Source organism: Chromobacterium sp. LK1, from assembly GCF_001043555.1.
GTDB lineage: Bacteria > Pseudomonadota > Gammaproteobacteria > Burkholderiales > Chromobacteriaceae > Chromobacterium > Chromobacterium aquaticum.
This window is the reverse complement of the sequence record NZ_LDUI01000045.1, coordinates 30,542-57,275: the sequence shown is the minus strand read 5'-3', so window position 1 is coordinate 57,275 and position 26,734 is coordinate 30,542. Positions and strand designations below refer to the sequence as shown.

The 26,734-nt window shown below is 62.9% G+C and carries 27 protein-coding genes; 7 read left to right on the top strand and 20 right to left on the bottom strand.

Annotated elements, in window-relative coordinates:
- The coding region (locus VI26_RS19360; protein WP_048411404.1) for a transposase at window positions 1–268 on the top strand (268 nt) is incomplete at its 5' end.
- Between the two features lie 30 nt (window positions 269–298).
- Here VI26_RS19360 and VI26_RS19355 read toward each other — a convergent pair.
- Both VI26_RS19355 and VI26_RS19350 read right to left on the bottom strand, forming a co-directional pair.
- Entirely contained in the window at window positions 299–985 is a 687-nt protein-coding gene (locus VI26_RS19355; protein ID WP_048411397.1) for a TIGR01621 family pseudouridine synthase, read from the bottom strand.
- Window positions 978–1,484 carry an acyl-CoA thioesterase gene (locus VI26_RS19350; protein ID WP_048411396.1) on the bottom strand — a complete coding sequence of 169 codons (507 nt, stop codon included), beginning with the start codon at window positions 1,482–1,484 and terminating at the stop codon, window positions 978–980. Before VI26_RS19350 ends, VI26_RS19355 begins: the two co-directional genes overlap by 8 nt.
- A gap of 152 nt (window positions 1,485–1,636) precedes the next feature.
- Here VI26_RS19350 and VI26_RS19345 point away from each other — a divergent pair, with 152 nt between their 5' ends.
- Window positions 1,637–2,305 carry a putative metalloprotease CJM1_0395 family protein gene (locus VI26_RS19345; protein ID WP_053074535.1) on the top strand — a complete coding sequence of 223 codons (669 nt, stop codon included), beginning with the start codon at window positions 1,637–1,639 and terminating at the stop codon, window positions 2,303–2,305.
- A gap of 164 nt (window positions 2,306–2,469) precedes the next feature.
- Here VI26_RS19345 and VI26_RS19340 read toward each other — a convergent pair whose 3' ends face one another.
- On the bottom strand, window positions 2,470–4,857 hold the full coding sequence (locus tag VI26_RS19340; protein ID WP_082151161.1) for a heavy metal translocating P-type ATPase: 2,388 nt from the start codon (window positions 4,855–4,857) through the stop codon (window positions 2,470–2,472).
- 144 nt (window positions 4,858–5,001) lie between these two features.
- Between VI26_RS19340 and VI26_RS19335 the strand changes: the two genes are divergently transcribed.
- Both VI26_RS19335 and VI26_RS19330 read left to right on the top strand, forming a co-directional pair.
- Complete coding sequence (locus VI26_RS19335; RefSeq protein WP_048411395.1) at window positions 5,002–5,472, top strand: Cd(II)/Pb(II)-responsive transcriptional regulator; 471 nt, start codon at window positions 5,002–5,004, stop codon at window positions 5,470–5,472.
- The gene (locus tag VI26_RS19330) at window positions 5,469–6,128 is read left to right on the top strand and encodes an OmpA family protein (RefSeq protein WP_048411394.1); all 660 of its coding nucleotides are present in this window, start codon (window positions 5,469–5,471) and stop codon (window positions 6,126–6,128) included. The genes VI26_RS19335 and VI26_RS19330 overlap by 4 nt, the downstream gene beginning before the upstream one ends.
- Before the next feature lie 180 nt (window positions 6,129–6,308).
- Here VI26_RS19330 and VI26_RS19325 read toward each other — a convergent pair whose 3' ends face one another.
- Both VI26_RS19325 and VI26_RS19320 read right to left on the bottom strand, forming a co-directional pair.
- Entirely contained in the window at window positions 6,309–6,992 is a 684-nt protein-coding gene (locus VI26_RS19325) for an LrgB family protein (protein WP_048411393.1), read from the bottom strand.
- Window positions 6,982–7,413, bottom strand: a complete 432-nt coding sequence (locus VI26_RS19320; protein ID WP_048411392.1) for a CidA/LrgA family protein — start codon at window positions 7,411–7,413, stop codon at window positions 6,982–6,984. The genes VI26_RS19325 and VI26_RS19320 overlap by 11 nt, the downstream gene beginning before the upstream one ends.
- Before the next feature lie 121 nt (window positions 7,414–7,534).
- Here VI26_RS19320 and VI26_RS19315 point away from each other — a divergent pair, with 121 nt between their 5' ends.
- Window positions 7,535–8,425, top strand: coding sequence for a LysR family transcriptional regulator (locus VI26_RS19315; protein ID WP_048411391.1), 891 nt, complete (start codon window positions 7,535–7,537; stop codon window positions 8,423–8,425).
- A 27-nt stretch (window positions 8,426–8,452) separates the two neighbouring features.
- On the top strand, window positions 8,453–8,905 hold the full coding sequence (locus VI26_RS19310) for an LEA type 2 family protein (protein WP_048411390.1): 453 nt from the start codon (window positions 8,453–8,455) through the stop codon (window positions 8,903–8,905).
- Between the two features lie 86 nt (window positions 8,906–8,991).
- Here the strand turns inward: VI26_RS19310 and VI26_RS19305 are convergent, their stop codons facing one another.
- Window positions 8,992–9,426 (bottom strand): hypothetical protein, encoded by a 435-nt coding sequence (locus tag VI26_RS19305; RefSeq protein ID WP_082151160.1) that lies wholly within the window; start codon window positions 9,424–9,426, stop codon window positions 8,992–8,994.
- Window positions 9,427–9,554: 128 nt separating this feature from the next.
- Window positions 9,555–11,441, bottom strand: coding sequence for a methyl-accepting chemotaxis protein (locus VI26_RS19300; RefSeq protein ID WP_048411388.1), 1,887 nt, complete (start codon window positions 11,439–11,441; stop codon window positions 9,555–9,557).
- Window positions 11,442–11,742: 301 nt separating this feature from the next.
- Here VI26_RS19300 and VI26_RS23405 point away from each other — a divergent pair, with 301 nt between their 5' ends.
- A complete protein-coding gene (locus VI26_RS23405; protein ID WP_053074534.1) occupies window positions 11,743–12,387 on the top strand; it encodes a TetR/AcrR family transcriptional regulator in 645 nt (214 codons plus the stop codon).
- A gap of 114 nt (window positions 12,388–12,501) precedes the next feature.
- Here VI26_RS23405 and sucD read toward each other — a convergent pair whose 3' ends face one another.
- From sucD to VI26_RS19230, 13 genes are all read right to left on the bottom strand, one after another.
- Window positions 12,502–13,386, bottom strand: a complete 885-nt coding sequence (gene sucD, locus VI26_RS19290) for a succinate--CoA ligase subunit alpha (protein WP_043592732.1) — start codon at window positions 13,384–13,386, stop codon at window positions 12,502–12,504.
- 27 nt (window positions 13,387–13,413) lie between these two features.
- Window positions 13,414–14,586 (bottom strand): ADP-forming succinate--CoA ligase subunit beta, encoded by a 1,173-nt coding sequence (gene sucC, locus VI26_RS19285; RefSeq protein ID WP_048411387.1) that lies wholly within the window; start codon window positions 14,584–14,586, stop codon window positions 13,414–13,416.
- A 199-nt stretch (window positions 14,587–14,785) separates the two neighbouring features.
- A complete protein-coding gene (lpdA, locus tag VI26_RS19280) occupies window positions 14,786–16,219 on the bottom strand; it encodes a dihydrolipoyl dehydrogenase (RefSeq protein WP_048411386.1) in 1,434 nt (477 codons plus the stop codon).
- Between the two features lie 49 nt (window positions 16,220–16,268).
- Window positions 16,269–16,451, bottom strand: a complete 183-nt coding sequence (locus tag VI26_RS19275; protein WP_048411385.1) for a hypothetical protein — start codon at window positions 16,449–16,451, stop codon at window positions 16,269–16,271.
- A gap of 54 nt (window positions 16,452–16,505) precedes the next feature.
- Window positions 16,506–17,738 carry a 2-oxoglutarate dehydrogenase complex dihydrolipoyllysine-residue succinyltransferase gene (gene odhB / locus VI26_RS19270; RefSeq protein WP_048411400.1) on the bottom strand — a complete coding sequence of 411 codons (1,233 nt, stop codon included), beginning with the start codon at window positions 17,736–17,738 and terminating at the stop codon, window positions 16,506–16,508.
- Window positions 17,739–17,790: 52 nt separating this feature from the next.
- Window positions 17,791–20,619 (bottom strand): 2-oxoglutarate dehydrogenase E1 component, encoded by a 2,829-nt coding sequence (locus tag VI26_RS19265; protein ID WP_048411384.1) that lies wholly within the window; start codon window positions 20,617–20,619, stop codon window positions 17,791–17,793.
- Between the two features lie 198 nt (window positions 20,620–20,817).
- Window positions 20,818–22,110: a citrate synthase gene (gltA, locus tag VI26_RS19260; RefSeq protein ID WP_048411383.1), complete on the bottom strand. Its 1,293-nt coding sequence runs from the start codon at window positions 22,108–22,110 to the stop codon at window positions 20,818–20,820.
- A gap of 53 nt (window positions 22,111–22,163) precedes the next feature.
- On the bottom strand, window positions 22,164–22,412 hold the full coding sequence (locus VI26_RS19255) for a succinate dehydrogenase assembly factor 2 (RefSeq protein ID WP_048411382.1): 249 nt from the start codon (window positions 22,410–22,412) through the stop codon (window positions 22,164–22,166).
- Window positions 22,409–23,119 (bottom strand): succinate dehydrogenase iron-sulfur subunit, encoded by a 711-nt coding sequence (locus tag VI26_RS19250; RefSeq protein WP_048411381.1) that lies wholly within the window; start codon window positions 23,117–23,119, stop codon window positions 22,409–22,411. Before VI26_RS19250 ends, VI26_RS19255 begins: the two co-directional genes overlap by 4 nt.
- A gap of 13 nt (window positions 23,120–23,132) precedes the next feature.
- A complete protein-coding gene (gene sdhA / locus VI26_RS19245) occupies window positions 23,133–24,905 on the bottom strand; it encodes a succinate dehydrogenase flavoprotein subunit (RefSeq protein WP_048411380.1) in 1,773 nt (590 codons plus the stop codon).
- The gene (sdhD, locus tag VI26_RS19240) at window positions 24,905–25,249 is read right to left on the bottom strand and encodes a succinate dehydrogenase, hydrophobic membrane anchor protein (protein ID WP_048411379.1); all 345 of its coding nucleotides are present in this window, start codon (window positions 25,247–25,249) and stop codon (window positions 24,905–24,907) included. Before sdhD ends, sdhA begins: the two co-directional genes overlap by 1 nt.
- Window positions 25,243–25,617, bottom strand: a complete 375-nt coding sequence (sdhC, locus tag VI26_RS19235) for a succinate dehydrogenase, cytochrome b556 subunit (protein WP_048411378.1) — start codon at window positions 25,615–25,617, stop codon at window positions 25,243–25,245. The genes sdhD and sdhC overlap by 7 nt, the downstream gene beginning before the upstream one ends.
- Window positions 25,618–25,853: 236 nt before the next feature.
- The gene (locus VI26_RS19230) at window positions 25,854–26,588 is read right to left on the bottom strand and encodes a GntR family transcriptional regulator (protein ID WP_048411377.1); all 735 of its coding nucleotides are present in this window, start codon (window positions 26,586–26,588) and stop codon (window positions 25,854–25,856) included.
- Window positions 26,589–26,734 lie beyond the last annotated feature (146 nt).

The following is a 26,734-nucleotide window of genomic DNA, read 5'->3' as shown; positions in this document are numbered from 1 at the left end:
GCAAAGCCTGCTGTGCGACAGCGGCTACATGGGCCAGCCCTTCGCGCAGGGAGTGCGGGAGATTCTGGGCGGGTATGTGACGGTACAGATTGCCAAGAGAAGCGAGTTGCATACGTTCAAGGTGATGCCCAAACGATGGATTGTTGAGCGCAGCTTCGCATGGTTGGAAAAGAGCAGAAGGCTGTGGAAGAACTGCGAGCGGAAGCTGAATACCAGCTTGCAGTTCATCCACTTGGCTTTCCTGGCTCTATTGCTCCGGAGATCGTAAACAGGTTCTAAGCAGGCCGCGGCCGGCCGCTCACACCGCCGGCCAGTTCAAATCCCAGGGCTCGCCCAAGCCTCGCAACGCCGCGCCGCAGACTTCGGACACAAACGCTTCGCCGTGGCTGGGCGCGCAGACAAAGCTGAAGCGCTCGCCCTCCAGCTCGAAACGCAGAGCGTAGGCATGCAGATAGCCGCGGTCCGCCAGCGTGCCGCCATAGAGCGCATCGCCCAGTATCGGCGCCGATTGCGACTTCAATGCCACTCTAAGCTGATGCGTTTTGCCGCTGCGCGGCCGCAGCAGGAACAGACGCAGGCCCGGCTGCAACGAATAACTGAAAAACTGCGTCACCGCCGGGTTCTGCTGGCTGGCCAGCAAGCGCCAGGCGCCGCCGCGGCCCTTGGCCATATCGCCGGCCACCTTGCCCTGTTTCTTTCCCGGCTTGCGGTCCGACAGCGCCAGATAATATTTCTCGATCTCGCGGCCGGCGAAGGCCTCGCCCAACCGCGCCGCCGTTTCCGCCGAGCGCGCCACCAGGATCAAGCCGGAGGTGATGCGGTCCAGCCGGTGTACCGGCCATAGCGCGTCGTCGCCCAGGACGGCGCGCGCGGCTTCCATCAGCCCGGCCTCATCGCCGTCGCGGTGAAAGCTGACGCCGGGCGCCTTGTCCAACAGATAAAAGCGGGGATCGCTATGCAATAGGGTGAATGCCGCCTCAGGCATCGCCGTCGTCCTGGCTGGACGCCTGGCGCATGCGCTGCTCGGTTTCCATCCGCATTTTCTTGCGGATTTCCGCGTCGCGGAAACGGTGTTGCTGCTCCGCGGTTTCCAGCGTCAGCGGCGGCACCGGCACCGCCTTGCCGTTCTCGAACGCCACCATGGTGAAATAGCAACTATTGGTGTGACGCACCGTGCGCTTCTGGATGTCCTCGGCCACCACCTTGATGCCCACCTCCATCGAAGTACGCCCCACGTGATTGACGCAGGCCAGGAAGGTAACCAGCTCGCCGACATGGATGGCCTGCTTGAACAGCACCTGATCCACCGACAGCGTCACCACATAGCAGCCGGCGTAACGGCTGGCACAGGCGTAAGCCACTTGGTCCAACAACTTCAGCAACACTCCACCATGGACATTGCCGGAAAAATTGGCCATGTCCGGCGTCATCAGCACCGACATCACCAGTTCACGCTGACTCGCCTGCTCCGCTTGCTGCGCCATGTTTCGCTCCCAGAAAATCCGAAACCGCCTATTGTGCCCCCATCCCTCCGTTTTAAACAGTTTTTGCCCATTCCGCCGGGGAGCGCCTTTGATTTGGCCAAAGCCTTCCATAGCGGCTAAACTGATGAATATCAAGCTAAAACCATGAATTCATGAGCCTTTCCGGAATCTCCAGCTACGGGACCTATGGCGGCTATGCGCTGCAGACCGCCCATGGCCCCAACTGCCAGTGTCCCGCCTGCCAGCAAAGCCTGGCCAGCGCCGCGACGCCGGTGGCGGCGGCGGCTGCGTCCGGAAATCGCGCCGACAACACCGATACCGCGTCGAAGCCGACGGATCAAGCCAAGCCCAATGCCGCGCGCGGCATCGACGGCAAGCCATTGGACGAGCAGCAGCAAAAACAGGTGGAAGAACTGAAGGCCCGCGACAGCGATGTGCGCCAGCACGAGCAGGCCCACTTGGCAGCCGGCGGCGCACTGGCCGGCGGCGGCGCCACCTATAGCTACCAACAAGGGCCGGACGGCAAGCAATATGCGATAGGCGGCGAAGTCAGCATCCGGCTCGCGCGCGGCAGCACGCCGCAGGAAACCATAGCCAATGCCCAGACCGTGCAGCGCGCGGCGTTGGCGCCCGCCGATCCCTCCGGCCAGGACCGATCAGTCGCCGCCGCCGCCGCGCAAATGGAGCAGCAGGCGCGCATCGAGCTGATGCAGCAGCAGGCTGGCAAACAGGGGATGAGCCCGCTGCAGGCGCGCCAGAAAATAAACAGCCCCGAGCAGCAAGGCCCGGGGCTGGGGTCCAACATCGATACCTACGCCTGAGAACCTGTACAAAACCTGCTGCGCGTCGTGAAGCGTTACACGGTGAGTACGGCTTCGAAATGCTCATGTACCACGCGTACATTCCGCTTTCTCAGCCACAACGCCTCGTCTCGCTCTTGCTCGCGGGACTTTGAACAGGCCCTGAGAACCAGGCGCTGTTTCCATCACTCCGCCTTGCGCACGCCGCGCGCCAGCCTCAGACCGTTGGCGATCACCACCAGGCTGGTGCCCACATCGGCGAACACCGCCATCCACAAGCTGGCCAGACCGAACATGGCCAAGGCGAAGAACACCAGCTTGGTCAGCAAGGCCACCGCGATATTCACTTTCAACACCTGAGCGGTGCGCCGCGCATGGCTGATCAGATCCGCCAGCTTGGCCAACTTGTCATCCATCAAGGCCACGCCGGCGGTTTCCAGCGCGCTGTCGGAACCGGCCGCGCCCATGGCGATGCCCAGGTCGGCGCGGGCCAGCGCCGGCGCGTCGTTGACGCCGTCGCCCACCATCGCCACCGTCTTGCCGGAGCTTTGTAAACGGATGATGCGCTCCAGCTTGTCTTCAGGCAGCAAACCGCCATGGGCTTCGATGATGCCGGTCTGCGCCGCCACCGCCTGCGCCACTTGCTGATTGTCGCCGCTCAACATCACCGTCGCCACGCCCAGCTTGGCCAATTGCCGCAAGGCCGCCGGCGCTTCCGCGCGGACGCGGTCGGCCACCGCGATCACGCCCAGCGCGCGCTCGCCCTCCAACAACACCAGCGCCCCCTGGCCGGCCAATTCCAGCCGCGACAGCTCGGCTTGCAGGGCCTCGTTCAACGCGCCCTGCTCCCGCGCCAGCCGGCTGCTGCCCAAGGCCAGCTTCCGGCCGTCCGCCAGACCGCTGACGCCGCGTCCGGCCTGCTCGCTGACTTGCTCCGCCTCAGGCCAGGACAGGCCGCGAGCGCTCGCCGCCGCCAGCACCGCCTTGGCCAGCGGGTGGGTGGAATGCGCGTCCAAGGCCGCGGCCCAACGCAGCAACTGATCCTGATCGGCGTCGGCCAGCGCCACCACCCCGGTCACCTGCGGCTCGCCCTCGGTCAGAGTGCCGGTCTTGTCGAAGCACACCGCGTCGATCCGGGCCGCCGTTTCCAGCGGCGCGCCACCCTTGATCAGCAGGCCGTGTTTGGCGGCCGAGGCCAAGGCGCTAACCACGGTCACCGGCGTGGCGATCACCAGCGCGCACGGGCAGGCGATCACCAGCATCACCAGCGCGTTGTAGATCGCCTCGTGCCAGCTCAGCCAACCCAGCAAGGGCGTGGCCACGGCGAATAACAGCGCGGCGACCAGCACCACCGGGGTGTAGATCGACGCGAAGCGGTCGATGAAGCGCTGCGTCGGCGCCTTGCTGGCCTGGGCATTGCGCACGGTGTCGATGATGCGCGCCAGCACGCTGCCATTGGCCGCCGCCGTGGTCAGCACTTCCACCACGCCGCTGCCATTGATGCTGCCGGCGAACACCGCGTCGCCCGGCGATTTGTCCACCGGCAGGCTCTCACCGGTGATAGGCGCTTCGTTGAACGCGCTATGGCCCTGATCAATGCGGCCGTCCAGCGGCACACGCTCGCCCGGACGCACCCGCACCCGGCTGCCCGGCGCCACCTCGGCGGCCGGTCGTTCCACCCATTCGCCGCCGCTTTGCAGCCAGGCGGTTTCCGGCGCCAACGACATCAAGGCCTTCACCGCCTCGCCGGCGCGCGCCAGCGACATCGCTTCCAGCCGCTCGGCGATGGCGAACAGGAACAGCACCATCGCCGCCTCCGGCCATTGGCCGATCAGCATCGCGCCTATCACCGCCACCGACATCAGGAAATGAATATTGAGCGTGCGCGTGGACAGCGCGATCCAGCCCTTCTTCAAGGTGGGAATACCGCCCAGCAGGATGGAGGCCAAGGCCAGCGCCGCGCTGCCCCAGCCCTGATCCGCGCCGCTGAGCCAGGCCACGCCTTCCGAGCCCACCGCGGCCAGCCCGGACAAGGCCAGCAGCCAATTGCCGCGGCGCGAGGCCTTGGGCTGTTCCACCGGCGCAGAGGCGTCCGTCAGCTCCACCGCCTTCATGCCCACCTTGGCGATGGCCTGTTTGACCCCGTCCAGATTGGGCAGATCGTGACGCACCAGCAGTACCCGCTCGATGAAGTTGAACTCCAGCGCGGCCACCCCCGTCATACCGCCCAAGGCTTTTTCAATCAGCTTGGCCTCGGTCGGACAGTCCATCGCCTGGATGTGCAAGCGCGCCTGCTGCCGGCCGCCCTCGCCCAAAGACACCGCGCGCGGCGCTTCCGCGCCGTGGTCGTGGCCCGAGCAGGCCTGGCCCGCATGCTGGTGGTCGTGGTCGTGCTTGTGGCCGTGCTCATGATCGTGCGCGGCGGATGGCTGGGCCGGCAGCGCCGCCTCCAGTTTGTGGCCGCAGCAATCGTCCTTCGCGCGCGGATCGGGCTTGCCCTCCCCGCCGCGGCAAGAAGCATGGCCGGCATGCGGCGCAAGCCCGCGCCGCTTTCTTTGCGCTGGATGGAACATGATTGCCTCCCTGGTTCGGATGAATATAGCCTCATTGCAAACCCTGTAGTCGCTACAAGGTCAAGTTTTTTTGCTAAAATTTTCTCATCCGGCGGCAAATCGCCGCCACCGCCCTATCGACGGGTATCTTGCGGGAGAGCTGAGATGCTGATTGGAGAACTGGCGCGCCAGACCGGCTGCGAAGTGGAAACCATCCGTTATTACGAGCGCGAAGGCCTGCTGTCCGCGCCGCAGCGCAGCGCTTCCGGCTACCGCCGCTATAGCGCCGAACAATTGGGCGAACTGAATTTCATCCTGCATTGCCGCTCGCTGGGCATGTCGCTGGCCGATATCCGCCAACTGGCCGCCTTCAAGGCCGACTCCTCGCTGGCCTGCGACGACATCAATCAACTGATAGACCAGCAGATCAGCAAGGTGCATCAGCAAGTGGAAAGCCTGCGCCTGCTGGAGCAGCAGCTGCTGGCCTTGCGTGACCGCTGCCACGATCACCATACCGTGGCAGAATGCGGCATTCTGCAAACCCTGGTGGAGGCGTCCGAAGGCGAGCCCTGCGTTTGCCACACGCCCTTCGGCCAGGACCCGCACCCTCATCATCCTTCCGTGGAGAAGCAATGACCCGTTTGTTCAAGCCCGCCACCGCCGTCGCGACCTTGGTCGCGCTGGCCCTGTCCGCCTGCACCACCAATCCGCAGACCGGCCAGACCGAAATCAGCAAGACCGCCCTTTACGGATTGGGCGGGGCGGCGGCCTGCGGCCTGGTGGGCGCGCTGACCCATGGCGGCAAGGGCGCCCGCAATTCGGCGCTGGCTTGCGGCGCGATCGGCGCCGGCATCGGCGGCTATATGGATTACCAGGAAAAACAACTGCGCGAGAAGCTGAAGAACAGCCAGATCGCCGTCGAGCGCATCGGCGACCAGCTCAAGCTATCGCTGCCCAACAATATCACCTTCCCCACCAACGGCTACCAGTTGAACGACAAGGTGCAAAAGCCGCTGACCGACATCGCCGGCGTGCTGGTGCAATTCCCCGACACCTCGATCACCGTGGCCGGCCACACCGACAGCAGCGGCGCCGCCGCTTACAACCAGACCTTGTCGGAGAAACGCGCCCAGTCGGTGACCGAATACCTGCAAGGCCAGGGCGTCAACTCGGTGCGGGTGCGCACCATGGGTTACGGCGCAGCCCAGCCAGTGGCCAGCAATGCCAGCGACAGCGGCAAGGCGCGCAACCGCCGCGTGGAGATCATGATCACGCCGCAGCAAATGGGCTGAACGATCTAGATACTCAACCCGGCTCCGGCCGGGTTTTTTATCGTCCATGCGCAGCGGAATGGGCAAAAAAAGGGGCCAACCCACTGGGTCGGCCCTAACAACGCTCGTTTGGGGAGATGAGGAGAAACCACCGCACGCCACCCCACGGGTATGCGGGTCACAACAAGTACACACACAAAGCTACAACAACAAACCTATCAGCGGCGCGGCGAACACCGTCGCCAAGCCGCCCAGCATCATGGTCAGGCTGGCCACCACGCCTTCTTCGGCGCCCAGCTCGCTGGCCTTGGCGGTGCCGGCCGCGTGAGCGGCTGCGCCGAAAAGAGCCCCGCGCGCCAGGCTGGAGCGCAGCGGCAGCAAGGCCAGCATCACTTCGCCCAGCAACATGCCGCACACCCCGGTCATCACCACGAACACCGCGGTCAGATCCGGCGAGGCGCCGATACCGGAAGCCGTGGCCAGCGCGAACGGGGTGCTGATCGAACGCGGCGCCAGGCTGCGCTGCAGCAAATCCGACAAGCCCAACAGACGCGCCAGCCAGATCGAACTGAACACCGCCACCGGCATGCCCACCAGCACGCCGCAACTCAGCGACAGCCAGTGCCGGCGTATCATCGCGCGGTGCTCGTAGATCGGCACCGCGAAAGCCACCGTGGCCGGGCCCAACATCCAGGTCAGCCAGCGGGTGTCTTCGAAATACACCCGGTACGGCACCTTGGCCAGGACCACCAGCGCAATCACCAACAGCGGCACCGCCAGAATCGGGGCGCTCCACCAATTGCGCTTTTTCAGATAAAACCTTTTGACCAGTCCGTACAAAACAACGGTAATCAGCAGACTGGCCAGTGCAATCTCATGCTCCATGCGTCTTCACCTGTTTCTGGCGGCCATGCCAGCGCATGGCGACCTCCAGCCGGTAACATTTGTCCACCACCCAGGAGGTCACCGCCATCACCAGCAAGGTGGACAGCACGATCACCGCCACGATCCGCAGCCCGGCGGCCATGATCACGTCCGGGTACTGGATCACCGCCACCACGGCGGGAATGAAGAACAACAACATTTCGGCCAACAACCAGCGGGCGCCGCTACGGCACCAGGCCAGCGGCAACCAGCCCAGCCAGAGCGCCGCCAGCACCAGGAACATACCCAGCACGCCGGCGGGCACCACAGGCAGGAAATGGCTGCTCAACTGGCTGGCCGCGATCCACACCACGCTCAGCAGCGCCACTTGACCTACGGTCAGCGCCACTTGCTTGAATGCGGAAAGATTCGGGTTTGCCATGATTGAGCCACTACACAACACAGGGAGTGCTTCGAGTATAGAGCGCCGACATGCATTCAAAAAATGAATTAAAATTATTTCACGCATTCCAATCTGGAATGCATGATCCGGACAAGCACATATGGACATCCGCGCGCTGCGCTATTTCATCGAAGTGGTCAAACGCCACAGCTTCACCAAGGCGGCCGAAGCCCTTTATGTGACCCAGCCCACCATCAGCAAGATGGTGCGCCAGCTGGAAGAGGAATTGGGCTGCCCGCTGATCCTGCGCGAGGGACGCAGCTTCCGGCTCACCGACGCCGGCCGCGCCACCTATGAGCGCGGCCTGGACGTGCTGTCGGCGATGAACCAGTTGAAGACCGAGCTGTCCGACTTGTCTGCGCTCAAGCGCGGGGAATTGGTGGTCGGCCTACCGCCGATGGTGGGCGTGGCCTTCTTCGCGCCGGTGGTCAGCAGCTTCCGTCAGCGCTACCCGCAGATCGAACTGAAAATGGTGGAGGATGGCGCGCTGGCGATAGAAAGCAGCGTGCGCAGCGGCGAGCTGGAAATCGGCGTGGCGGTGCTGCCGGTGGATAATCAGGCTTTCGACCAGTTCGCCGTGGTGCGCGACCCGCTATGCCTGGTGGCGCCGGCCGGCTCGCCTTGGCGCGGTCAGAGCGTGGTGCGGCTGGAGCAGATCGCCGATCAGCCCTTCGTGCTCTATCCGCAGGATTTCACGCTGGCGCGCCGGGTCAGCGACGCCTTCCGCGAGCTGGGCCGGCCGCTGCACGTGGTGGGACGCAGCGCGCACTGGGACTTCATCGTCGAGCTGGTCTCCGCCCATATGGGCGTCACCCTGCTGCCGCGCTCCATCGTCGAACGGCTGGACCGCGCCGCCTACGATGTGATACCGCTGGCCGAGCCCAAGCTGGTCTGGCATCTGGCGCTGATCTGGCAGAAGAACGGATACTTGTCGCACGCGGCGCGCGCCTGGCTGGCGGTGACACGCGATGTGCTGGGCGGTTTGGAATAAAACCAGTCAAACCAAGGAAAACCGAATATGAAACGATATCTGGGCATCGCCCTGTTCGCGCTGCTGCTGAGCGGCTGCGCGGCGCTAAACTATCAGAAACCGCAGATCAGCATCGCCGACGTCAAGCCCGGCAAGACCACGCTGTTCGAACAAAGCTTCGAAGTCAGCCTGCGGGTCAGCAATCCCAACAACCTGGCCTTGAACGCCAAGGGCATGACGCTGGAACTGAACGTGGCCGGCGAGAAGCTGGCCACGGGAGTCAGCAATCAGGCGATCGCGGTGCCGGCGCTGGGCGAAGGCCTAATCACGCTGCAATTGCACACCTCGCTGGCCGGCTGGCTGAAACAGATCGGCAAGGCGATGGAGGCCAGCAACGGCGGCAAGCTGGAATACCAGCTGAACGGCACGCTGGAAGACCTGAACGGCATGGGTCGAGTGCCATTCCGCAGCAAGGGGGAATGGAAGCTGCCCGGCCAGTAAGAGCCGGTTACGATCCGCGGCGCGAGCCGTCGAGATCGTGAACATGCTCTAAATCTCCGCAGCCCCGCCGCAGGCGGGGCCGGAACTCACTGCCGCGGCACCGCCACGCAGTTATTACCGTCGAAACTGACGGTTTCCACCAGCTGGCTCTTGGGATTGACCACGAAATTGGTGGTGCAGCTGTAATGGGTGGAACCGCCGCCCACCATGCCGGAGCTGACCCAGCGCCCCGGCGTTTCTATGGTCTTGGTCTGGCCGTTCTCGTTGTAGCTCACCTTGGCGCCCGGCTCGTACACGCGGTTTTCGCGCAGCGGCTCGCGCTGGGTGAATTCCTTGCTATAGGTGTAAAGCATATTGCCATTGGGCATTTTCAGGGTTTTCTGCGGCGCGCCCCACTCCGCCAATAGTTGGTTCACATCGCGGCCCTGCCAGTAATACGCCTTCTGCGCATAGCCTTCTTGGGTCGGGAAAGTGCCGCAGGCGGTCAATAGCAGCGCCGACATCATCATCCATCTCTTCATCCGAAATCCTTCAATCCCCGTTTTCATTATCGGTAGCATAACAAAACGCCGGCTCCTGAACGGAACCGGCGTTGAATGACTGACCATGCGGCCACGCAAGAGTTTCTTTACGCGGACAATCCTCTGATTTAGAGACGGAAGCGGTTGAAGGTGCTCTGCATCCCGCGCGCCAGCTCGTTCAAGGCGCTCAAGGTCTGCATCGCCGATTGCAGCGCGGCGTCGGAGTCGATGATCTGATTGTTGATCGACTCGGTGCTCTGCGCCATCGCCGTGGTGGCGTTGTGCTGCTCGCTGGTGGATAGCGCCACGTCGCCGATCTTGTCTATCACTTGCTGCATCGCGTCGCCGATCGCGGTCAGCCGCGCGCGCGCCTGGCCGGTCAGGTCCACGCTGGCGTCCACCGCGCCAACCGTGGTGTTCATGTTCTGCACCGCCTTGCCGGTTTCGCCCAGGATGTTTTCCACCATCTGGCTGATTTCCACCGTGGCCTGGCCGGTGCGCTCGGCCAGCTTGCGCACTTCATCGGCCACCACCGCGAAGCCGCGGCCCTGTTCGCCGGCGCGCGCCGCTTCTATCGCCGCGTTCAAGGCCAACAGATTGGTCTGGTCGGCGATGTCGCGGATCACATTGGTGATCTTGGAAATTTCCTGCGAGCGCTGTTCCAGCGAGGCCAGCAAGCTGGACAGCTCGCCCACCGATTCGCTGGTGCGCGACATCTCGCTGCTGATGCGCTGCATATCGTTGGCGCTCTCGCGCGAATGCTCGCCGGTATTGCGCGCCAGGCTGTCGGTTTCGCGGGTGGCGTCGGCAATGTGGGAAATGCTCACCGTCACTTCTTCGATCGCCGCCGCGTTGGAGCTGGAAATATCCGCCAACACATGAGAATCGTCGGCCAGACGCTTCACCGCGCCGCTGACTTCGATCACGCCCTGGGTCAGCTGCCCGGCTTCGTCGCGCAGTTCACGGAACATGCCGTTCAGGCGCTGCACGAACTGGTTGAAGGCTTCGGCGGTCTGCGCCACTTCGTCTTCGCCGGCCACTTCGATGCGGCGAGTCAGATCGCCTTCGCCCTGGGAAATCTCGCGCATCGCGTCGCGCACCTGGAATAGGCCCTTGAGCAGACGGCCCAGATAGGCGGAGCTGAAGGTCAGCATCACCACCAACACGATGGCGACGGCGCCGGCGATCAGCCAGATGATGCCGTTGACCTGGGAGGAGATCACGTCTTCGTCCGCGGCCACGCCCATCACCCAGTCGGAACCGGCGATCGGACGCAAGGCCACCATATAGGCGCCGCCGTCTATCTCCACGCTCTTGGCCTGATCGCTTTGCAGCAGGCTGGCGAACGCGGCCTCGTCCAGCGCCGGAATCACGCTGCCGATGGGCTTGAGCTCATTGCCCGGCTTGGGATAGGCGATGATCTTGCCTTGCTTGGTCAGCAGGAAGGCATGGCCCTTGCCGGCCAGCTTGATGTCCAGCACCGACTTGACCAGCTTGTCGATCAAGATGTCGCCGCCCACCACGATCTCCTGGCCCTTGACCTTGTCGGCGATGGTGATCACCAGCTTGTCCTTGGTTTCCGGCTCCGAGTCCTTGTATGGATCAGTGACGATCAGGCCGTCCTGGGCCTTGGACTGCTGGAACCACGGGCGCTGCGCCGGCTGATAGTCGGCGCTGGGCTTGGGACGCCCCGGCACCGAATACTTCATGTCGCCGGTGACGCCGTTGCCAGCATAGATCACATTGAAGCCACCGCCCTTGGCCAGCTGCTGCAGGTAGTAGCTGACCTGTGCGTCGTCGGCGTGGCTGAGGCTGGCGCTGATCAGGTTCTTGCGGACCGATAGCCATTCGGATACGAAGCCGCCCTGTAGTTGGGCGACCTGGTTGATCTCGCGCTCCGCTTCTTGGTAGGCATGGGAACGGATATTCAGGCAGGCGGTGATGGTGATGCTGAGCGTGGCGACCAGAATGGACACCGCTGTCAGCAGCGTGAGCTTGTGACGGATGGAGCGCATGATAAGCCGTTGCTGATAAAAGCCTTATTATCCGTCATACGAGATGTCATGCATTGTTAAAAATAACAATGTATTTAAATATTTGAGCATGTTTTAAATCAAATAACAGAGAGAGGCATGCATTTGCGATCAAGCTCCACCTTAAATCATGCAGATACGCGCTCTTCTACGTCGAAGCGCCACAAAACGTCGACAATTTGCCCTAATGGTGACAATTTCACCCGGATTTGAGCGATACTTGCGCCTGGGCGCGCCGGCTTAAGGCTGTCAGCGCCTGGATATTCGAGAGAAAGGGGCCAATATGAGTAAGAGCGGCGAGCGGTCGCAAACCTTTCAGCACATCATCGACGCCAGCCTGCAGCTGTTCAATCAGGAGGGCGAGCGCGTCATCACCACCAACCATATCGCCGAGCGGATGAATATCAGCACCGGCAAGCTCTACTATCACTTCCGCAACAAGGAAGAGATCATCAGCGAGCTGTACCAGCGCTACGTCAAGGGCATGGCGGAACAACTGTCCGCCGCGCTCAAGCACAGCAACTCGATAGAAGCGATGGTGGGCGCGATGGAAAAAACGCTGCGCCACATCTGGAGCTTCCGCTTCCTGCCCAAGAGCATGCCCAGCCTGTACTACTTGCACCCGGAACTGGCGGAAAACCACCAGCAGCTATCGCGCGGCCAGTTGGCCGGCAAGCTGGCCCAGCTGTTCGCCCGCTTGCGCGAACAGGAAGTGCTGCAGGGCGACGACAAGCAGTTGGCTCACCTGGTCCAGCATTTCCAGATGGTGCAGACCGGCTGGGTAACCACGCTCAAGCACTCCGCCACGCCCAGTGAGCTGGAGCGCATGGTGAAGGATGGCTGCCGCAGCCTGCTTTACCTGGTGGCGCCCTACGTCAATCCGCGCTACCGGCCGCCTTTCGACCGCGTCTGCGCGCGCTACGCCTGAACGGCGGCGCATAAAAAAACACCCCTGGCCAGCCAGGGGTGTTTTGTTTGCGGCCTTAGAATCCATCCACGATCTCGCGCGCTAGAACAAGCGCAGCAGATCGTGAACCGCTTCTTAGATCATGCCCTTGCTTTTCAGCAACTCGAACATGGTCTTGCCGATTTCCGCCGGGCTGCGGGTGTAGGCGATGCCGGCCTTCTCGAAGGCCTTGAACTTCTCTTCCGCCGTGCCCTTGCCGCCGGAGATGATGGCGCCCGCGTGGCCCATGCGCTTGCCCTTGGGCGCGGTGACGCCGGCGATGTAGCCGACCACCGGCTTGGTCACGTAGGACTTGGCGAACTCGGCCGCCTCTTCCTCGGCGGAACCGCCGATTTCGCCGATCATCACGATGGCGTCGGTGTCCGGATCATCCTGGAACAGTTTCAGCGCGTCGATGTGGCTGGTGCCCGGGATCGGGTCGCCGCCGATGCCGATGCAGGTGGACTGGCCCAGGCCCAGAGCGGTGGTTTGCGCCACGGCTTCATAGGTCAGGGTGCCGGAGCGGGACACGATGCCGATGCGGCCCGGGTTGTGGATGTGCCACGGCATGATGCCGATCTTGCACTCGCCCGGGGTGATGATGCCGGGGCAGTTCGGGCCGATCAGGCGGATGCCGGCTTCGTCCACGGCCTTCTTCACGTAGAGCATGTCCAGGGTGGGCACGCCTTCGGTGATGCAGACGATCAGCTTCACGCCGCTGTCGATGGCTTCCAGGATGGAATCCTTGGCGAAGGCCGCGGGCACGTAGATCACCGAGGCGTCGGCCTGGGTCTGACGCACGGCGTCCTTCATGGTGTTGAACACCGGCAGGCCCAGGTGCTCGGAACCGCCCTTGCCCGGGGTCACGCCGCCTACGACCTTGGTGCCCACTTTCAGCGCCTGCTCGGCGTGGAAAGTGCCATTCTTGCCGGTGAAGCCTTGCACCAGCACTTTGGTGTCTTTGTTTACCAATACGCTCATTTTGTATTCCTCAGCTCAGTGCGGGTCTCAGGCAGCGGCCTTGACGGCGGCGACGATCTTCTCGGCAGCGTCGTTCAGACCCTGGGCGGAAGTCAGTTTCAGACCGGAATCGTCCAGGATCTTGGCGCCCAGTTCGGCGTTGTTGCCTTCCAGACGCACCACTACCGGCACGGTCACGTTCACTTCCTTCACCGCGGCGATGATGGCCTCGGCGATCATGTCGCAACGCACGATGCCGCCGAAGATATTGATCAGCACGCCCTGCACCGAGGTATCGGCCAGGATCAGCTTGAACGCCTCGATCACGCGCTCCTTGGTGGCGCCGCCGCCCACGTCCAGGAAGTTGGCCGGCTGGCCGCCCTTCAGCTTGATGATGTCCATGGTGGCCATCGCCAGGCCAGCGCCGTTCACCATGCAGCCGATATTGCCTTCCAGCGCCACGTAGTTCAGGTCGAACTCGGAAGCCTTCACTTCGCGTTCGTTCTCCTGGCTCTTGTCGCGTTGCGCCAGCAGTTCCGGGTGACGGTACAGGGCGTTGGAATCCAGGTTGATCTTGCCGTCCACGCAGGCCAGCTGGCCGTTTTCGCGCAGCGCCAGCGGGTTCACTTCGAACAGGGCGAAGTCGTTTTCAACGAAGGCCTTGTAAGAACCCAGCATCAGCTTGGTGAAGGCGGCAACCTGCTCGCCCTTCAGTTCCAGCGCGAACGCGGCGTCGCGAGCCTGGAACGGCTGCATGCCCACCAGCGGATCAACCTCGATCTTGATGATCTTTTCCGGGGTTTCCTCGGCTACTTTCTCGATTTCCACGCCGCCTTCGGTGGACACCATGAACACCACGCGCTGGCTGCCGCGGTCAACCACGGCGCCCAGGTAGAGTTCGCGCTGCACCGGGTACATGTCTTCGCACACCAGCACGCTGTTCACCGGCTGGCCGGCGGCGTCGGTCTGGTAGGTCACCAGGTTCTTGCCGATCAGGCCCTTGGCCACTTCGGCGGCTTCTTCGCGGCTTTTCACCACTTTCACGCCACCGGCCTTGCCGCGGCCGCCGGCATGCACCTGAGCCTTGACGACGGCGAATTTGCCGCCCAGTTTGTCATAAGCGGCAGCGGCTTCTTCCGGCGTAGCGGCCAGAATGCCCTGTTGCACCGGCAGGCCGTACTTGGCCAGCAGCTCTTTCGCTTGGTATTCGTGCAGGTTCATCTATGGTTTCCTTTCGGAGAAATGGATGGCGGGCCGAGGCCGACGCCCAATTTCTTTGAGTCGCGTGTAAACCTTGAATGTATCTGGCGCGCGGCGCTTACCCCCCAGGCTAAGCGCCGCCGCCGCACACTCCGTCAATCGGCCCCCGAGGGGGCCGTTTTGCCGAGCCGTGCGCGATTGTACACGACCCGGCCAACGCTTAGCCGTGCAAAGCGCGCTTGTCGGCGGCCAGCGCCGCTTCGTGTATCACTTCCGACAAGGACGGGTGGGCGTGGACAATGCGCGCCAAGTCTTCGCTGGCGGCCTTGAACTCCATCGACACCACGCCTTCGCTGACCAGTTCGGACACCATCGGGCCTATCATGTGCAGGCCCAGGATGCGGTCGGTCTTGGCGCAGGCCAGGATCTTGACCGTGCCTTGCGCCTGGCCCAGGCCCAGCGCGCGGCCGTTGGCGCCAAAGCCGGAACTGCCCTTCTTGTACTCGACGCCCTCGGCTTTCAGCTGCTCTTCGGTCTTGCCGACCCAGGCGATTTCAGGCGAAGTGTAGATCACCCACGGAATCACGCCGAAGTCCACATGCGGCTTCTGGCCGGCGATGCGCTCGGCCACGGCCACGCCCTCTTCCGACGCCTTGTGCGCCAGCATCGGGCCGCGCACCACGTCGCCAATCGCCCAGACATTGGGCAGATTGGCGTGGCAGTGATCGTCCACCACCACGAAACCGCGCTCGTCCAGCTGCAGGCCCACCACGTCCGCGCCCAGGCCCTGGGTGTTGGGCACGCGGCCGATGGACACGATCAGCTTGTCGAACTCGGCCTTGACCGCTTCGCCGTTCAGTTCGTAATTGACGGTGACGCTCTTCTTGCCGGCCTTCACTTCGCCGATCTTGACGCCCAGCTTGATGTCGAGGCCGGTGTCCTTGGTCAGGGTCTTGAAGGCTTCCTTGGCGATCTGTTGATCCGCGGCGGCGAGGAAGGTCGGCATCGCTTCCAGGATGGTGACTTCCGCGCCCAGACGCTTCCAAACCGAGCCCATTTCCAGGCCGATCACGCCGGCGCCGATCACGCCCAGGCGCTTGGGCACCTCGGTCAGCGCCAGCGCGCCTTCATTGTCCAGCACCAGCTTGTTGTCGGTGGCCAGGCCCGGCAGCGCGCGCGGGCTGGAGCCGGTGGCCACGATCACGTGGCTGGCTTCCAGGGTATCCACCACCTTGCCGCCGTCGCTGACTTCGATCAGCCACTTGTCGCCCTGGCGGCCCTTGAAGGCGGCCAGGCCGTGGATGTTGGCGACCTTATTCTTCTTGAACAGGAAATTGATGCCAGCGGCGTTCTTGGTGATGATGTCGCTCTTGCGCGCAATCATCTGCGCCACGTCCATCTTGGCGCCGGACACGCTGATGCCGTGCTTGGCGAAGTCGTGCTGTACCGCGTGGAAGTTTTCCGACGACTGCAGCAGCGCCTTGGACGGAATGCAACCCACGTTCAGGCAGGTGCCGCCCAGCGACGGCTTGCCTTCCGGATTCTTGAACGCGTCCACGCAGGCGGTGTTGAAACCCAGCTGGGCGGCGCGGATGGCGGCCACATAGCCGCCGGGACCGCCGCCGATCACCACTACATCAAACGATTGGCTCATCTTGTTTTCCTTGGTCGGTGGCGGGCGCGCGGCCCGCCGGCTGCCGGGTCTATTTGCCGACCTTCAGCAGCAGAATGCCGAATGCGATCATGAACAGGCAGAGAATGCTTTTGCCGATCAGGCTGTACAGATCCTCGCGCACGCCGTTGCGGCGTTTTTTCCAGGTCAGCCAGCCTATGGCCACGCCGGCCAGGATGGCGGCGATTCCGTAAAACCAGTCGGGCAACTGCATTCAAGCTCCATTCATCGCAAGACAGGCCGGGAGCGCGCTCCCGGCCGCGGGTGATTACAAGTCGAGGATCAGGCGGGCCGGATCTTCAATCGCGTCCTTGATCGCCACCAGGCTCAGCACGGCTTCGCGGCCGTCGATGATGCGGTGGTCGTAGGACTGGGCAAGATACATCATCGGACGCACCACCACTTGACCGTTCTCAACCACGGCGCGCTCCTTGGTGGCGTGCATGCCCAGGATCGCGGACTGCGGCGGGTTGATGATGGGGGTCGACATCATCGAGCCGAAGGTGCCGCCGTTGGAGATGGTGTAGGTGCCGCCGGTCAGTTCTTCCACGGTCAGCTTGCCTTCCTGCGCGCGCTTGCCGAAGTCGGCGATCTGCTTCTCGATGTCGGCCAGGCTCAGCTGGTCGGCGTTGCGGATCACCGGCACCACCAGGCCGCGCGGGCTGCCCACGGCCACGCCGATATCGAAGTAGCCGTGATAGATGATGTTGTTACCATCAACGGAAGCGTTGACGATGGGGTATTTCTTCAGCGCGGCGACCACGGCCTTGACGAAGAAGCCCATGAAGCCCAGCTTGATGCCGTGCTCTTTCTCGAAGCGATCCTTGTACTTAGCGCGCAGGTCCATCACCGGCTTCATGTTCACTTCATTGAAGGTAGTGAGGATGGCGTTGGTCTGCTGCGACAGGATCAGCCGCTCGGCCACGCGCTGGCGCAGGCGGGACATCGGCACGCTTTGTTCCGGACGGTCGGACAGGATGGCGGCGACATTGACCGCGGCCGGGGTGGCGGACAGCGCGGCGCCGGAACCGATCACCGGACCGGCCTGGGCCGGAGCGGCTTGCTTGGCGGCCTGCACGTCTTCCTTCAGCACGCGGCCGTCGCGGCCGGAACCGGCCACCTTGGACAGATCCACGCCAGTTTCGGCGGCCAGCTTGGCGGCGGACGGCATCGCGGCGGCGCCAGCCGGAGCGGCGGCGGGCGCCGGAGCGGCTGCCGGAGCCGGAGCGGCTGCAGCGGCCGGAGCCACGTCACCGGCCTTGGCGGCGGTGTCGATCTTGGCGATCAGTTGGCCGGACACCACGGTGGCGCCGTCTTCCACGATGATTTCAACGATCACGCCTGCCTGGGGCGCCGGCAGTTCCAGCACCACCTTGTCGGTTTCCAGGTCGATCAGGTTCTCGTCGCGGCTGACGGCTTGGCCAACCTTCTTGTGCCAGCTCATCAGCGTGGCTTCGGATACGGACTCGGGCAGTTGCGGGACGGTGACTTCAATCAGCATGTTCTTCTCCATGTAGAGGCAGCCCTCCGGCTGCCTCGAACTCATTCAGTGGTTATTTGGCGACCGACATGGCTTCTTCAACGAAAGCCTTGAGTTGGGCGACGTGTTTGCTCATATAGCCTACGGCCGGGGAAGCGGACGACGGACGACCGGCGAAGGACAGCGACTGCTTGGCGCCCAACAGGCCTTCCAGACGATGGCGGATCTGATACCAGGCACCCTGGTTGCGCGGCTCTTCCTGCACCCACATCACTTCGCGAGCCTGCGGGAAGCGCGCCAGTTCGGCGGCCACTTGCTCGGTCGGGAACGGATACAGCTGCTCGATGCGCACGATGGCGATATCGTCCTCCAGACCGCGTTCCTTGCGGGCGGCGGCGAGGTCGTAATACACCTGGCCGGCGCACAACAGCACGCGCTTGACCTTCTTGGCATCCTGCACCACCGCGTCGCCGATCACCGGGCGGAAGCTGCCATTGGTGAACGCTTCGATCGGGCTCATCGAATCCTTGAAGCGCAGCAGGCGCTTGGACAGGAAGATCACCAGCGGCTTGCGGTACGGACGCAGCACCTGGCGACGCAGCATGTGGAACATCTGCGAGGCTTCGGACGGCATCACCACCTGCATATTGTGCTCGGCGCACAGTTGCAGCCAACGCTCCAGGCGCGCGGACGAGTGTTCCGGGCCCTGGCCGTCGTAGCCGTGCGGCAGGATGGTGGTCAGGCCGCACAGACGGCCCCACTTGGTCTCGCCGGAGGAAATGAACTGGTCGATGGCCACCTGGGCGCCGTTGGCGAAATCGCCGAACTGGGCCTCCCAGATCACCAGCTGATCCGGAGCGGAACAGGCATAGCCGTACTCATAGGCCAGCACCGCTTCTTCGTTCAGGATGGAGTCGATCACCAGGAAATCGGCCTGGTTGTCGGACATATTGCGCAGCGGCACATAGCTGCCCTGGTCCCAGCTCTCGCGGTTCTGGTCGTGCAGCACCGAATGGCGATGGGAGAAGGTGCCGCGGCCGGAGTCTTCGCCGGACAGGCGCACGCCGAAGCCGTTGGTCACCAGGCTGGCGTAAGCCAGGGTCTCGGCCATGCCCCAGTCCGCGTTCTGCTCGCCGGCGGCCATCGCCTTGCGCGCGGTCAGCACTTTCTGCACCGTCGGGTGCAGCTTGAAGCCTTCCGGCAGCGAGGTGAACTTGTCGGTCAGGCGCTGGATGTCGGCCTGCGGCAGCGAGGTGTCGGTCGGATGCGCCCAGTGGGTGCCCAGGTACTGGCTGAAGTCCAGCGCGTGTTCGCGCTTGTAATTGGTCAGCGCGGTCTGCTCTACGTGCTCGCCCTTGTCCAGCGCGTCGCGGTAGGCCTGGATCTGCGCGTCGGTTTCTTCCGCCTTCAGCACGCCTTCCTGCACCAGGCGCTCGGCGTACATCGCGCGCACGCCTTGATGCTTGGCGATTTTCTTGTACATCATCGGCTGGGTCAGGAACGGGTCGTCGCCCTCGTTGTGGCCCAGTTTGCGATAGCACACCAGATCGATGACCACGTCCTTCTTGAAGGTCATGCGGTAGTCCAGCGCGGCCTGCATCACATAGCAGACGGCTTCCGGATCATCGCCGTTGACGTGGAAGATCGGCGCTTCGATCATCTTGGCCACGTCGGTGCAATACATGGTGGAGCGGATGTCGCGGGTATCCGAAGTGGTGAAGCCCACCTGGTTGTTGATCACGATGTGTATCGTGCCGCCGGTGCCGTAGCCGCGGGTCTGCGACAGGTTGAAAGTGCCCTGGTTGACGCCCAGGCCGCCGAAGGCGGAGTCGCCGTGGATCAATACCGGCACCGCGGTCTTGCGTTCCGCGTCCTTGCGGCGTTCCTGACGCGCGCGCACCGAGCCTTCCACCACCGGGTTGACGATTTCCAGGTGCGAGGGGTTGAACGCCAGCGACACGTGCATCGGACCGTCGGCGGTCGGGATGTCGGAGGAGAAGCCCATGTGGTACTTCACGTCGCCGGAGGCCATTTGCTGGGCGGCCTTGCCTTCGAATTCGGCGAACAGATCGCGCGGCAGCTTGCCCAGGGTGTTGACCAGCACGTTCAGACGGCCGCGGTGGGCCATGCCGATGATCAGTTCCTGCACACCCTGGCCGGTGGCGTTCTGGATCAGGTGATCCAGCGCGGCGATGGCGGATTCGCCGCCTTCCAGCGAGAAGCGCTTCTGGCCGACGTATTTGGTGTGCAGATAGCGTTCCAGCGTCTCGGCGGCGGTGATCTGCTTCAGGATGCGCTGCTTCTTGGCCGCGTCGTAACGCGGCGTGGACAGATCGCCCTCGAAGCGTTTTTGCACCCAATGCTTTTCATCCGACTTGGTGATGTGCATGTACTCGACGCCGATATTGCCGCAGTAGGTCTGCTTCAGGCGCGCCAGAATGTCGGACAGCGGCATTTTCTGCGGGCCCACCAGCGAGCCGGCGTTGAACTGCACCGCCATGTCGGCGCCGGTCAGGCCGTGGGTAGCCGGGTCCAGTTCGCGCACCAGTTCCTGATCCATGCGCTTCAAGGGGTCCAGGTTGGCCTGGCGGCTGCCCAGCACGCGGTAGGCGGAAATCAGTTTCAGCACCCCCACCTGCTTTTGCATGGTCTCCCATTCCGCCCCGCTGCTGGCGCGCTGGCCGGCGGCCGGCTTCTTGGCCAGCTGAATGAAGGATTCCTGGATCGGCATGTGCGGCACATCGCGTTCGGCAGCGCCGGGCGCTTGCGCCAGCTTGTCGAAATAGTCGCGCCACTCATTCGGAACGGAATTGGCGTCAGCGAGGTACTGTTCGTACAGCTCCTCGATGAACGGTGCATTCCCACCGAACAGGTAAGAATGGCTGTACATGGATTGCATCATGGGGCTACCCTTTGTCGTTTCTGTGCGGAATCCGGCCAGCTACGCCCTGGCGCGGACTCCCTGTTGCTGCATGGGGAAAACGCTATCGGAAAAACTTGTTGTTGTGCTTCCCATAACATTCTGCCCTTGACCGGCCCTGGCTTCGGGCCGGAAAAAAAGGCTGGCTGAAGCCCTGCTCCAGCCAACCCTCGTTCCTGCTTACTTGCGTTTCTCCACCGCAGTGAAGTCTCGGCGCGGAGCGCCGGTGTACAACTGGCGCGGGCGGCCGATCTTCATCGCCGGGTCGGAGATCATTTCGCTCCAGTGAGCGATCCAGCCCACGGTGCGGGCCAGCGCGAAGATCGGGGTGAACATCGACACCGGGATGCCGATCGCCGACAACACGATGCCGGAGTAGAAGTCCACGTTCGGGTACAGCTTGCGCTCGATGAAGTAGGGATCGGACAGCGCGATCTTTTCCAGTTCCATCGCCAGCTTGAACTTGGGATCGTTGTGCAGGCCCAGCTCGTTCAGCACTTCGTCGCAGGTCTGCTTCATGATGGAGGCGCGCGGGTCCATGTTCTTGTACACGCGGTGGCCGAAGCCCATCAGCTTGTAACGCTTGTCCTTCACGCCCTGCATGAAGTCGGCCACGTTCTCCACGCTGCCGATCTCGTCCAGCATCTTCAGCACGGCTTCGTTGGCGCCGCCATGGGACGGGCCCCACAGGCAGGCGATGCCGGCGGCGATACACGCGAACGGGTTGGCGCCGGAAGAGCCGGCCAGACGCACGGTGGAGGTGGAGGCGTTTTGCTCGTGGTCGGCGTGCAGGGTGAAGATGCGGTCCAGCGCGCGCGCCAGCACGGGGTTCACCTTGTACTCTTCGCACGGAGTGGAGAACATCATGTGCAGGAAGTTTTCCGCGTAGGTCAGGCCGTTTTTCGGGTAGGAGAACGGCAGGCCCTTGTTGTAGCGGTAAGCTTGCGCGGCGATGGTCGGCAGCTTGGCCACCAGGCGATGCGCGGAAATGCGGCGATGCTCAGGATTGGAAATGTCCAGCGAGTCATGATAGAAGGCGGACAGCGCGCCCACCACGCCCACCATCACCGCCATCGGGTGCGCGTCGCGGCGGAAGCCCTTGAACAGGCTCATCAGCTGATCATGCAGCATATTGTGACGCATGATGCCGCGCTCGAAGTCTTTGCGCTGCGCCGCGGTCGGCAGTTCGCCGTTCAGCAGCAGGTAGCAGACTTCCAGGTAGTCGCTCTTCTCGGCGAGCTGCTCGATCGGGTAGCCGCGGTAGTAGAGCTGGCCCAGGTCGCCGTCGATGAAGGTGATGCCGGACTCGCAACTGGCGGTGGCCAGGAAACCCGGGTCAAACGTGAACATGCCGGTTTTGGAAAAGGTGCGGATGTCGACAACATCCGGCCCCAAAGTGCCACTCTGGACCGGCAGATCCAGAGTGTCCTTACCCTCGTTGTATGTGAGCGTTACTTTGCGATCAGTTTCCACAGCAATACTCCCAGTCGGTTTATGGTCGTTGTAATTGGGGTGATGCACAGCCGTCAAAGCGAGCGGAGGATCGCCACGATGGCCATTTCTTCCGGATCGTCCAGATCGGCCTTGCCGCTGACGACATCCAGAAAATCGGTATCGGGCAAATCCAGCAACCGCCGATAAGCCTCAATCTCGACGGGGGTCAGCTGATCGAAGGGACCGGCGAAGAATTTCTCCAGCACCAGGTCCAGTTCCAGCAAGCCCCGCCGCGACCGCCAACGGATCCGCTTGAGTTCAATCGGATCGTAGGCGCTCATACTGCACGCTTGACCATCAGGTCCTTGATCTTGCCAATCGCCTTGGTCGGGTTCAGGCCCTTAGGACACACGTCGACGCAGTTCATGATGGTGTGGCAGCGGAACAGACGGTACGGGTCTTCCAGGTTGTCCAGGCGCTCCTTGGTGGCTTCGTCGCGGGTATCCGCGATGAAGCGATAGGCGGCCAACAGGCCGGCCGGACCGACGAACTTGTCCGGGTTCCACCAGAACGACGGGCAGGAGGTCGAGCAGCACGCGCACAGAATGCACTCGTACAAACCATCCAGCTCCTTGCGGTCTTCCGGCGACTGCTTGCGTTCGCGCTCCGGCGGCGGCGTGTCGTTGACCACATAGGGCTTGATCGAGTGGTACTGCTTGAAGAACTGGGTCATGTCCACGATCAGATCGCGGACCACCGGCAGGCCCGGCAGCGGACGCAGCTCGATCGGCTGTTTCAGATCACGGAAGTCGGTCAGGCAGGCCAGACCGTTCTTGCCGTTGATGTTCATCGCGTCGGAACCGCAGACGCCTTCGCGACAGGAGCGGCGGAAGCTCAGCGTGTCATCCTTCACCTTCAGCTTGACCAGCGCGTCCAAGAGCTTGTGCTCGGTGGAGTTCATGTCCACGCTGATGTCCTGCATATACGGCTTGGCATCGGTTTCCGGGTTGTAGCGGTAGATGCGGAATTTGACGGTTTCGGTAGTCATCTTGATGGCACCCTTAGTAGGAGCGGGTCTTCAGCGCGATCGTATCGACCGACAGCGGCTTCAGATTGACCGGCTTGTAGTCCAGACGGTTGGCTTCGCGATACCACAGCGTGTGCTTCAGCCAGTTCTTGTCGTCGCGGCCGTTCGGGGTTTCCTCGGTGTCCTTGGCGTCGTCGCGCACATGGGCGCCACGGCTCTCGGTGCGGGCATTCGCCGAGATCATCGTGGCCTTGGCCACTTCGATCAGGTTCTCCAGCTCCAGCGCCTCGATGCGGGCGGTGTTGAAGACATTGGACTTGTCGGAGATTTCGGTGCGCTGCACCATCTTCTCCACTTCCAGAATCTTCTCCACGCCTTCGGCCAGCATGTCCTTGAAGCGGAACACGCCGCAGTGCGCCTGCATGGTGCGCTGCATCGCCTCGCGCGCGTCATTGACTTGCACGCCGCCGGTCTGGGTGTTCAGGCGCTCGACGCGGGCGACGGAGCGCTCGACATCGGCCAACGCCAGTTCCGGCAGGTCTTCCGGATGCTGCTTGATGTACTCGATCATCGAGTTGGCCGAGCTCTTGCCGAATACCAGCAAGTCCAGCAGCGAGTTGGTGCCCAGGCGGTTGGCGCCGTGCACCGACGCGCACGCGCATTCGCCTGCGGCGTAGAAGCCCTGCACTTTTTCGCCATGCACCACCACTTCGCCGTGGTAGTTGGTGGGAATGCCGCCCATCTGGTAATGGCAGGTCGGCACCACCGGAATTGGGGCCTTGATCGGGTCCACGCCGGCGAACTTGATCGAGATCTCGCGGATGCCCGGCAACTTGGACATGATCACTTCCGGATCCAGGTGGGTGATATCCAACAGCACGTGATCCTTGTTCGGGCCACAGCCGCGGCCCTCGTTGATCTCGGTCACCATCGCGCGCGACACCACGTCGCGGGACGCCAGGTCCTTGGCGTTGGGCGCGTAGCGCTCCATGAAGCGCTCGCCCTGGGCATTGCGCAGAATGCCGCCTTCGCCGCGCACGCCTTCGGTGATCAACACGCCGGCGCCGGCCACGCCGGTCGGGTGGAACTGCCAGAACTCCATGTCTTCCAGCGGGATGCCGGCGCGGGAGGCCATGCCCAGGCCGTCGCCGGTATTGATGAAGGCATTGGTGGACGAGGAGAAGATGCGGCCGGCGCCGCCGGTGGCGAACAAGGTGGCCTTGGCCTGGAACACGACGATTTCCGAGGTTTCCATTTCCATGGCGATCACGCCCTGGACATTGCCTTCGGCATCGCGGATCAGATCCAGCGCCATCCATTCAACGAAGAAATGGGTGTTGGCGCGCACATTGCGCTGGTACAGCGCGTGCAGCATGGCGTGACCGGTGCGGTCGGCGGCGGCGCAGGCGCGGCGCACCGGCTTCTCGCCGAAATTAGACATATGGCCGCCGAACGGGCGCTGGTAAATGGTGCCGTCGGCATTACGGTCGAACGGCATGCCGAAGTGCTCCAGCTCCACCACCACCTTGGGCGCTTCGCGGCACATGAATTCGATGGCGTCCTGGTCGCCCAGCCAGTCCGACCCCTTGACGGTGTCGTACATATGCCAGTGCCAATGATCTTCCTCGGAGTTGCCGAGCGAAGCGGACACGCCGCCCTGGGCGGCCACGGTGTGGGAACGGGTCGGGAACACCTTGGACAGCACCGCTGTCTTCAGGCCGGCCTCGGACAATTGCAGGGCCGCGCGCATGCCTGCTCCGCCTGCCCCAACGATAACGGCGTCGAAATGACGAACAGGAATACCCATTACAGCCCCCAGACCACTTTAACGGAATAGATAAAACAGGAAACCAGCCAGACGATGGTGAACACATGCAGCGCCAGACGGGTGCCCGCCGGCTTCACATAGTCCATCCACAGATCGCGGATGCCCACCCAGACGTGCAGGAACAGCGCGGTCAGGCTCACCTGGGTCAGCACCTGCACCCAGACCTGGCCGAAGAACGCTTTCCAGCCTTCGTAGCCGGACGGCATGGTCAGCAGGAACAAAGCCAAAGCCACGGTATAGATCAGCATGATCACCGCGGTCACGCGCTGCATAATCCAATCGCGCAGGCCATAGCCGGCGCCGACGACATTGCGATTTACCATAGAGCGACTCCCAGAACCACGGTCAGCGCCAGGCTGACGGCCACGACGGTCTTGGCGGTGGCGCGGGCGGTTTGCAATTCGAGGCCCTTGTGAATATCAAGGAACAGGAAACGGATACCAGCACAGAAGTGGTGCATATAAGCCCACAACAGGCCCAGCAGCACCAGCTTCATCAGCGGGTGGCCGACCACGGCGCGGTAGGTTTCGAACGATTCGGCCGAACTCAGCGAACCGTGCAGCAGGTAAATCAACAGTGGGAGAGAAAAGAACAGCGCAACACCGCTGATCCGGTGCAAGATCGAGACGATGCCGGGAATCGGCAATCTGATCTTGGCCAGATCCAGGTGCTTTGGACGTTGCTTCTGCATATGGCTTCCTTGGATGTTTTTAGAACCAAGAGGTTACACAACAGACGGTCCGCTTCGAGACCGCCCGCTTGAGGGGCTCCGTTGTTGTTATGGCTGGATACCCATCATTACCGCTCATGCCGCACCAGGAATATCGCGGTGCAATATGACCCGGGGATTCTAGCAAAACTAGACCGGCCGCGGCCCGTTTTTTGCCGCGCGCCAGTCTGGCGATACTGCTTCAAAAGCCCGCCGCTTCAAGCTCGGCGGGCGGTATAGGCCCAATTGTGGGTCAGACAATAACGTTGCCGCCACTCCAGCGGCGCTCCATCCATGGAGCCGGAAATCCGCACCAGGCTCAAAGCCGGCACCTCGGCCACCATGCCGGTAACGCCCAGCAGCGCGCTCTCCTCGCGCGGCAGCATCACCGCGCGAAACTGCTCGCACAACACCTTCAGGCGGATGCCGAAACGCTGCTGCAGCGCCTGGTACACGCCGGACGAACCGCGCAACCAGCGCGCGTCCAGTCCATCGAACTCATCCGCCGGCAGAAAGGCCTCGTCCACCGCCACCGGAATACCGTGCCAGCGCCACAGCTGCCGAACTCTCAGTAAAGGCGCCGCGCGCCGCATCCGCAACGCCGCCGCCATATCATCGCTGGCATTGCCGCGGGAAATACCCAGAAATTCTCGCGCCAGATCATCCGGCTGCTCATTGAACAGGCCCGGCGTCAGCATCAGGCCATCGCCCCACTCGCTGGGCGCCGGCGCCACGAAAGTGCCCTTGCCCTGCTCGCGATACAGCAGGCCGTCGGCCACCAGCTCGCTCAAGGCCTTGCGCACCGTGCCCTGGCTTGCGCCCAGTTCGGCGGCCAGCTCCCATTCGCTGGGCAGCGCATCATTTTCCTGCCACTCGCCATCACCAATCCTGCGTTGCAGCAACTGCCGAATCTGGCTGTACAGTGGCTGTCTACGCAGCGGTCGATCTGTCATGTTCTCTGTTATATCACCAAACAAATCAAGCGTAAATACAAGTCTTATATAAGACATAAGACTTTGAAGCGGCTATCAGCTTTTCTGATGAGGATTACACCCCCACATTGGCTATACTCCGTGATACACTCAGCCGCACAAAAGCA

Bases quoted from the DNA above. Each gene is read 5' to 3' on its own strand.
- VI26_RS19355 (WP_048411397.1), bottom strand. From the start codon at position 985: ATGCCTGAGGCGGCATTCACCCTATTGCATAGCGATCCCCGCTTTTAT.
- VI26_RS19350 (WP_048411396.1), bottom strand. From the start codon at position 1,484: ATGGCGCAGCAAGCGGAGCAGGCGAGTCAGCGTGAACTGGTGATGTCG.
- VI26_RS19345 (WP_053074535.1), top strand. From the start codon at position 1,637: ATGAGCCTTTCCGGAATCTCCAGCTACGGGACCTATGGCGGCTATGCG.
- VI26_RS19340 (WP_082151161.1), bottom strand. From the start codon at position 4,857: ATGTTCCATCCAGCGCAAAGAAAGCGGCGCGGGCTTGCGCCGCATGCC.
- VI26_RS19335 (WP_048411395.1), top strand. From the start codon at position 5,002: ATGCTGATTGGAGAACTGGCGCGCCAGACCGGCTGCGAAGTGGAAACC.
- VI26_RS19330 (WP_048411394.1), top strand. From the start codon at position 5,469: ATGACCCGTTTGTTCAAGCCCGCCACCGCCGTCGCGACCTTGGTCGCG.
- VI26_RS19325 (WP_048411393.1), bottom strand. From the start codon at position 6,992: ATGGAGCATGAGATTGCACTGGCCAGTCTGCTGATTACCGTTGTTTTG.
- VI26_RS19320 (WP_048411392.1), bottom strand. From the start codon at position 7,413: ATGGCAAACCCGAATCTTTCCGCATTCAAGCAAGTGGCGCTGACCGTA.
- VI26_RS19315 (WP_048411391.1), top strand. From the start codon at position 7,535: ATGGACATCCGCGCGCTGCGCTATTTCATCGAAGTGGTCAAACGCCAC.
- VI26_RS19310 (WP_048411390.1), top strand. From the start codon at position 8,453: ATGAAACGATATCTGGGCATCGCCCTGTTCGCGCTGCTGCTGAGCGGC.
- VI26_RS19305 (WP_082151160.1), bottom strand. From the start codon at position 9,426: ATGAAGAGATGGATGATGATGTCGGCGCTGCTATTGACCGCCTGCGGC.
- VI26_RS19300 (WP_048411388.1), bottom strand. From the start codon at position 11,441: ATGCGCTCCATCCGTCACAAGCTCACGCTGCTGACAGCGGTGTCCATT.
- VI26_RS23405 (WP_053074534.1), top strand. From the start codon at position 11,743: ATGAGTAAGAGCGGCGAGCGGTCGCAAACCTTTCAGCACATCATCGAC.
- sucD (WP_043592732.1), bottom strand. From the start codon at position 13,386: ATGAGCGTATTGGTAAACAAAGACACCAAAGTGCTGGTGCAAGGCTTC.
- sucC (WP_048411387.1), bottom strand. From the start codon at position 14,586: ATGAACCTGCACGAATACCAAGCGAAAGAGCTGCTGGCCAAGTACGGC.
- lpdA (WP_048411386.1), bottom strand. From the start codon at position 16,219: ATGAGCCAATCGTTTGATGTAGTGGTGATCGGCGGCGGTCCCGGCGGC.
- VI26_RS19275 (WP_048411385.1), bottom strand. From the start codon at position 16,451: ATGCAGTTGCCCGACTGGTTTTACGGAATCGCCGCCATCCTGGCCGGC.
- odhB (WP_048411400.1), bottom strand. From the start codon at position 17,738: ATGCTGATTGAAGTCACCGTCCCGCAACTGCCCGAGTCCGTATCCGAA.
- VI26_RS19265 (WP_048411384.1), bottom strand. From the start codon at position 20,619: ATGATGCAATCCATGTACAGCCATTCTTACCTGTTCGGTGGGAATGCA.
- VI26_RS19255 (WP_048411382.1), bottom strand. From the start codon at position 22,412: ATGAGCGCCTACGATCCGATTGAACTCAAGCGGATCCGTTGGCGGTCG.
- VI26_RS19250 (WP_048411381.1), bottom strand. From the start codon at position 23,119: ATGACTACCGAAACCGTCAAATTCCGCATCTACCGCTACAACCCGGAA.
- sdhA (WP_048411380.1), bottom strand. From the start codon at position 24,905: ATGGGTATTCCTGTTCGTCATTTCGACGCCGTTATCGTTGGGGCAGGC.
- sdhD (WP_048411379.1), bottom strand. From the start codon at position 25,249: ATGGTAAATCGCAATGTCGTCGGCGCCGGCTATGGCCTGCGCGATTGG.
- sdhC (WP_048411378.1), bottom strand. From the start codon at position 25,617: ATGCAGAAGCAACGTCCAAAGCACCTGGATCTGGCCAAGATCAGATTG.
- VI26_RS19230 (WP_048411377.1), bottom strand. From the start codon at position 26,588: ATGACAGATCGACCGCTGCGTAGACAGCCACTGTACAGCCAGATTCGG.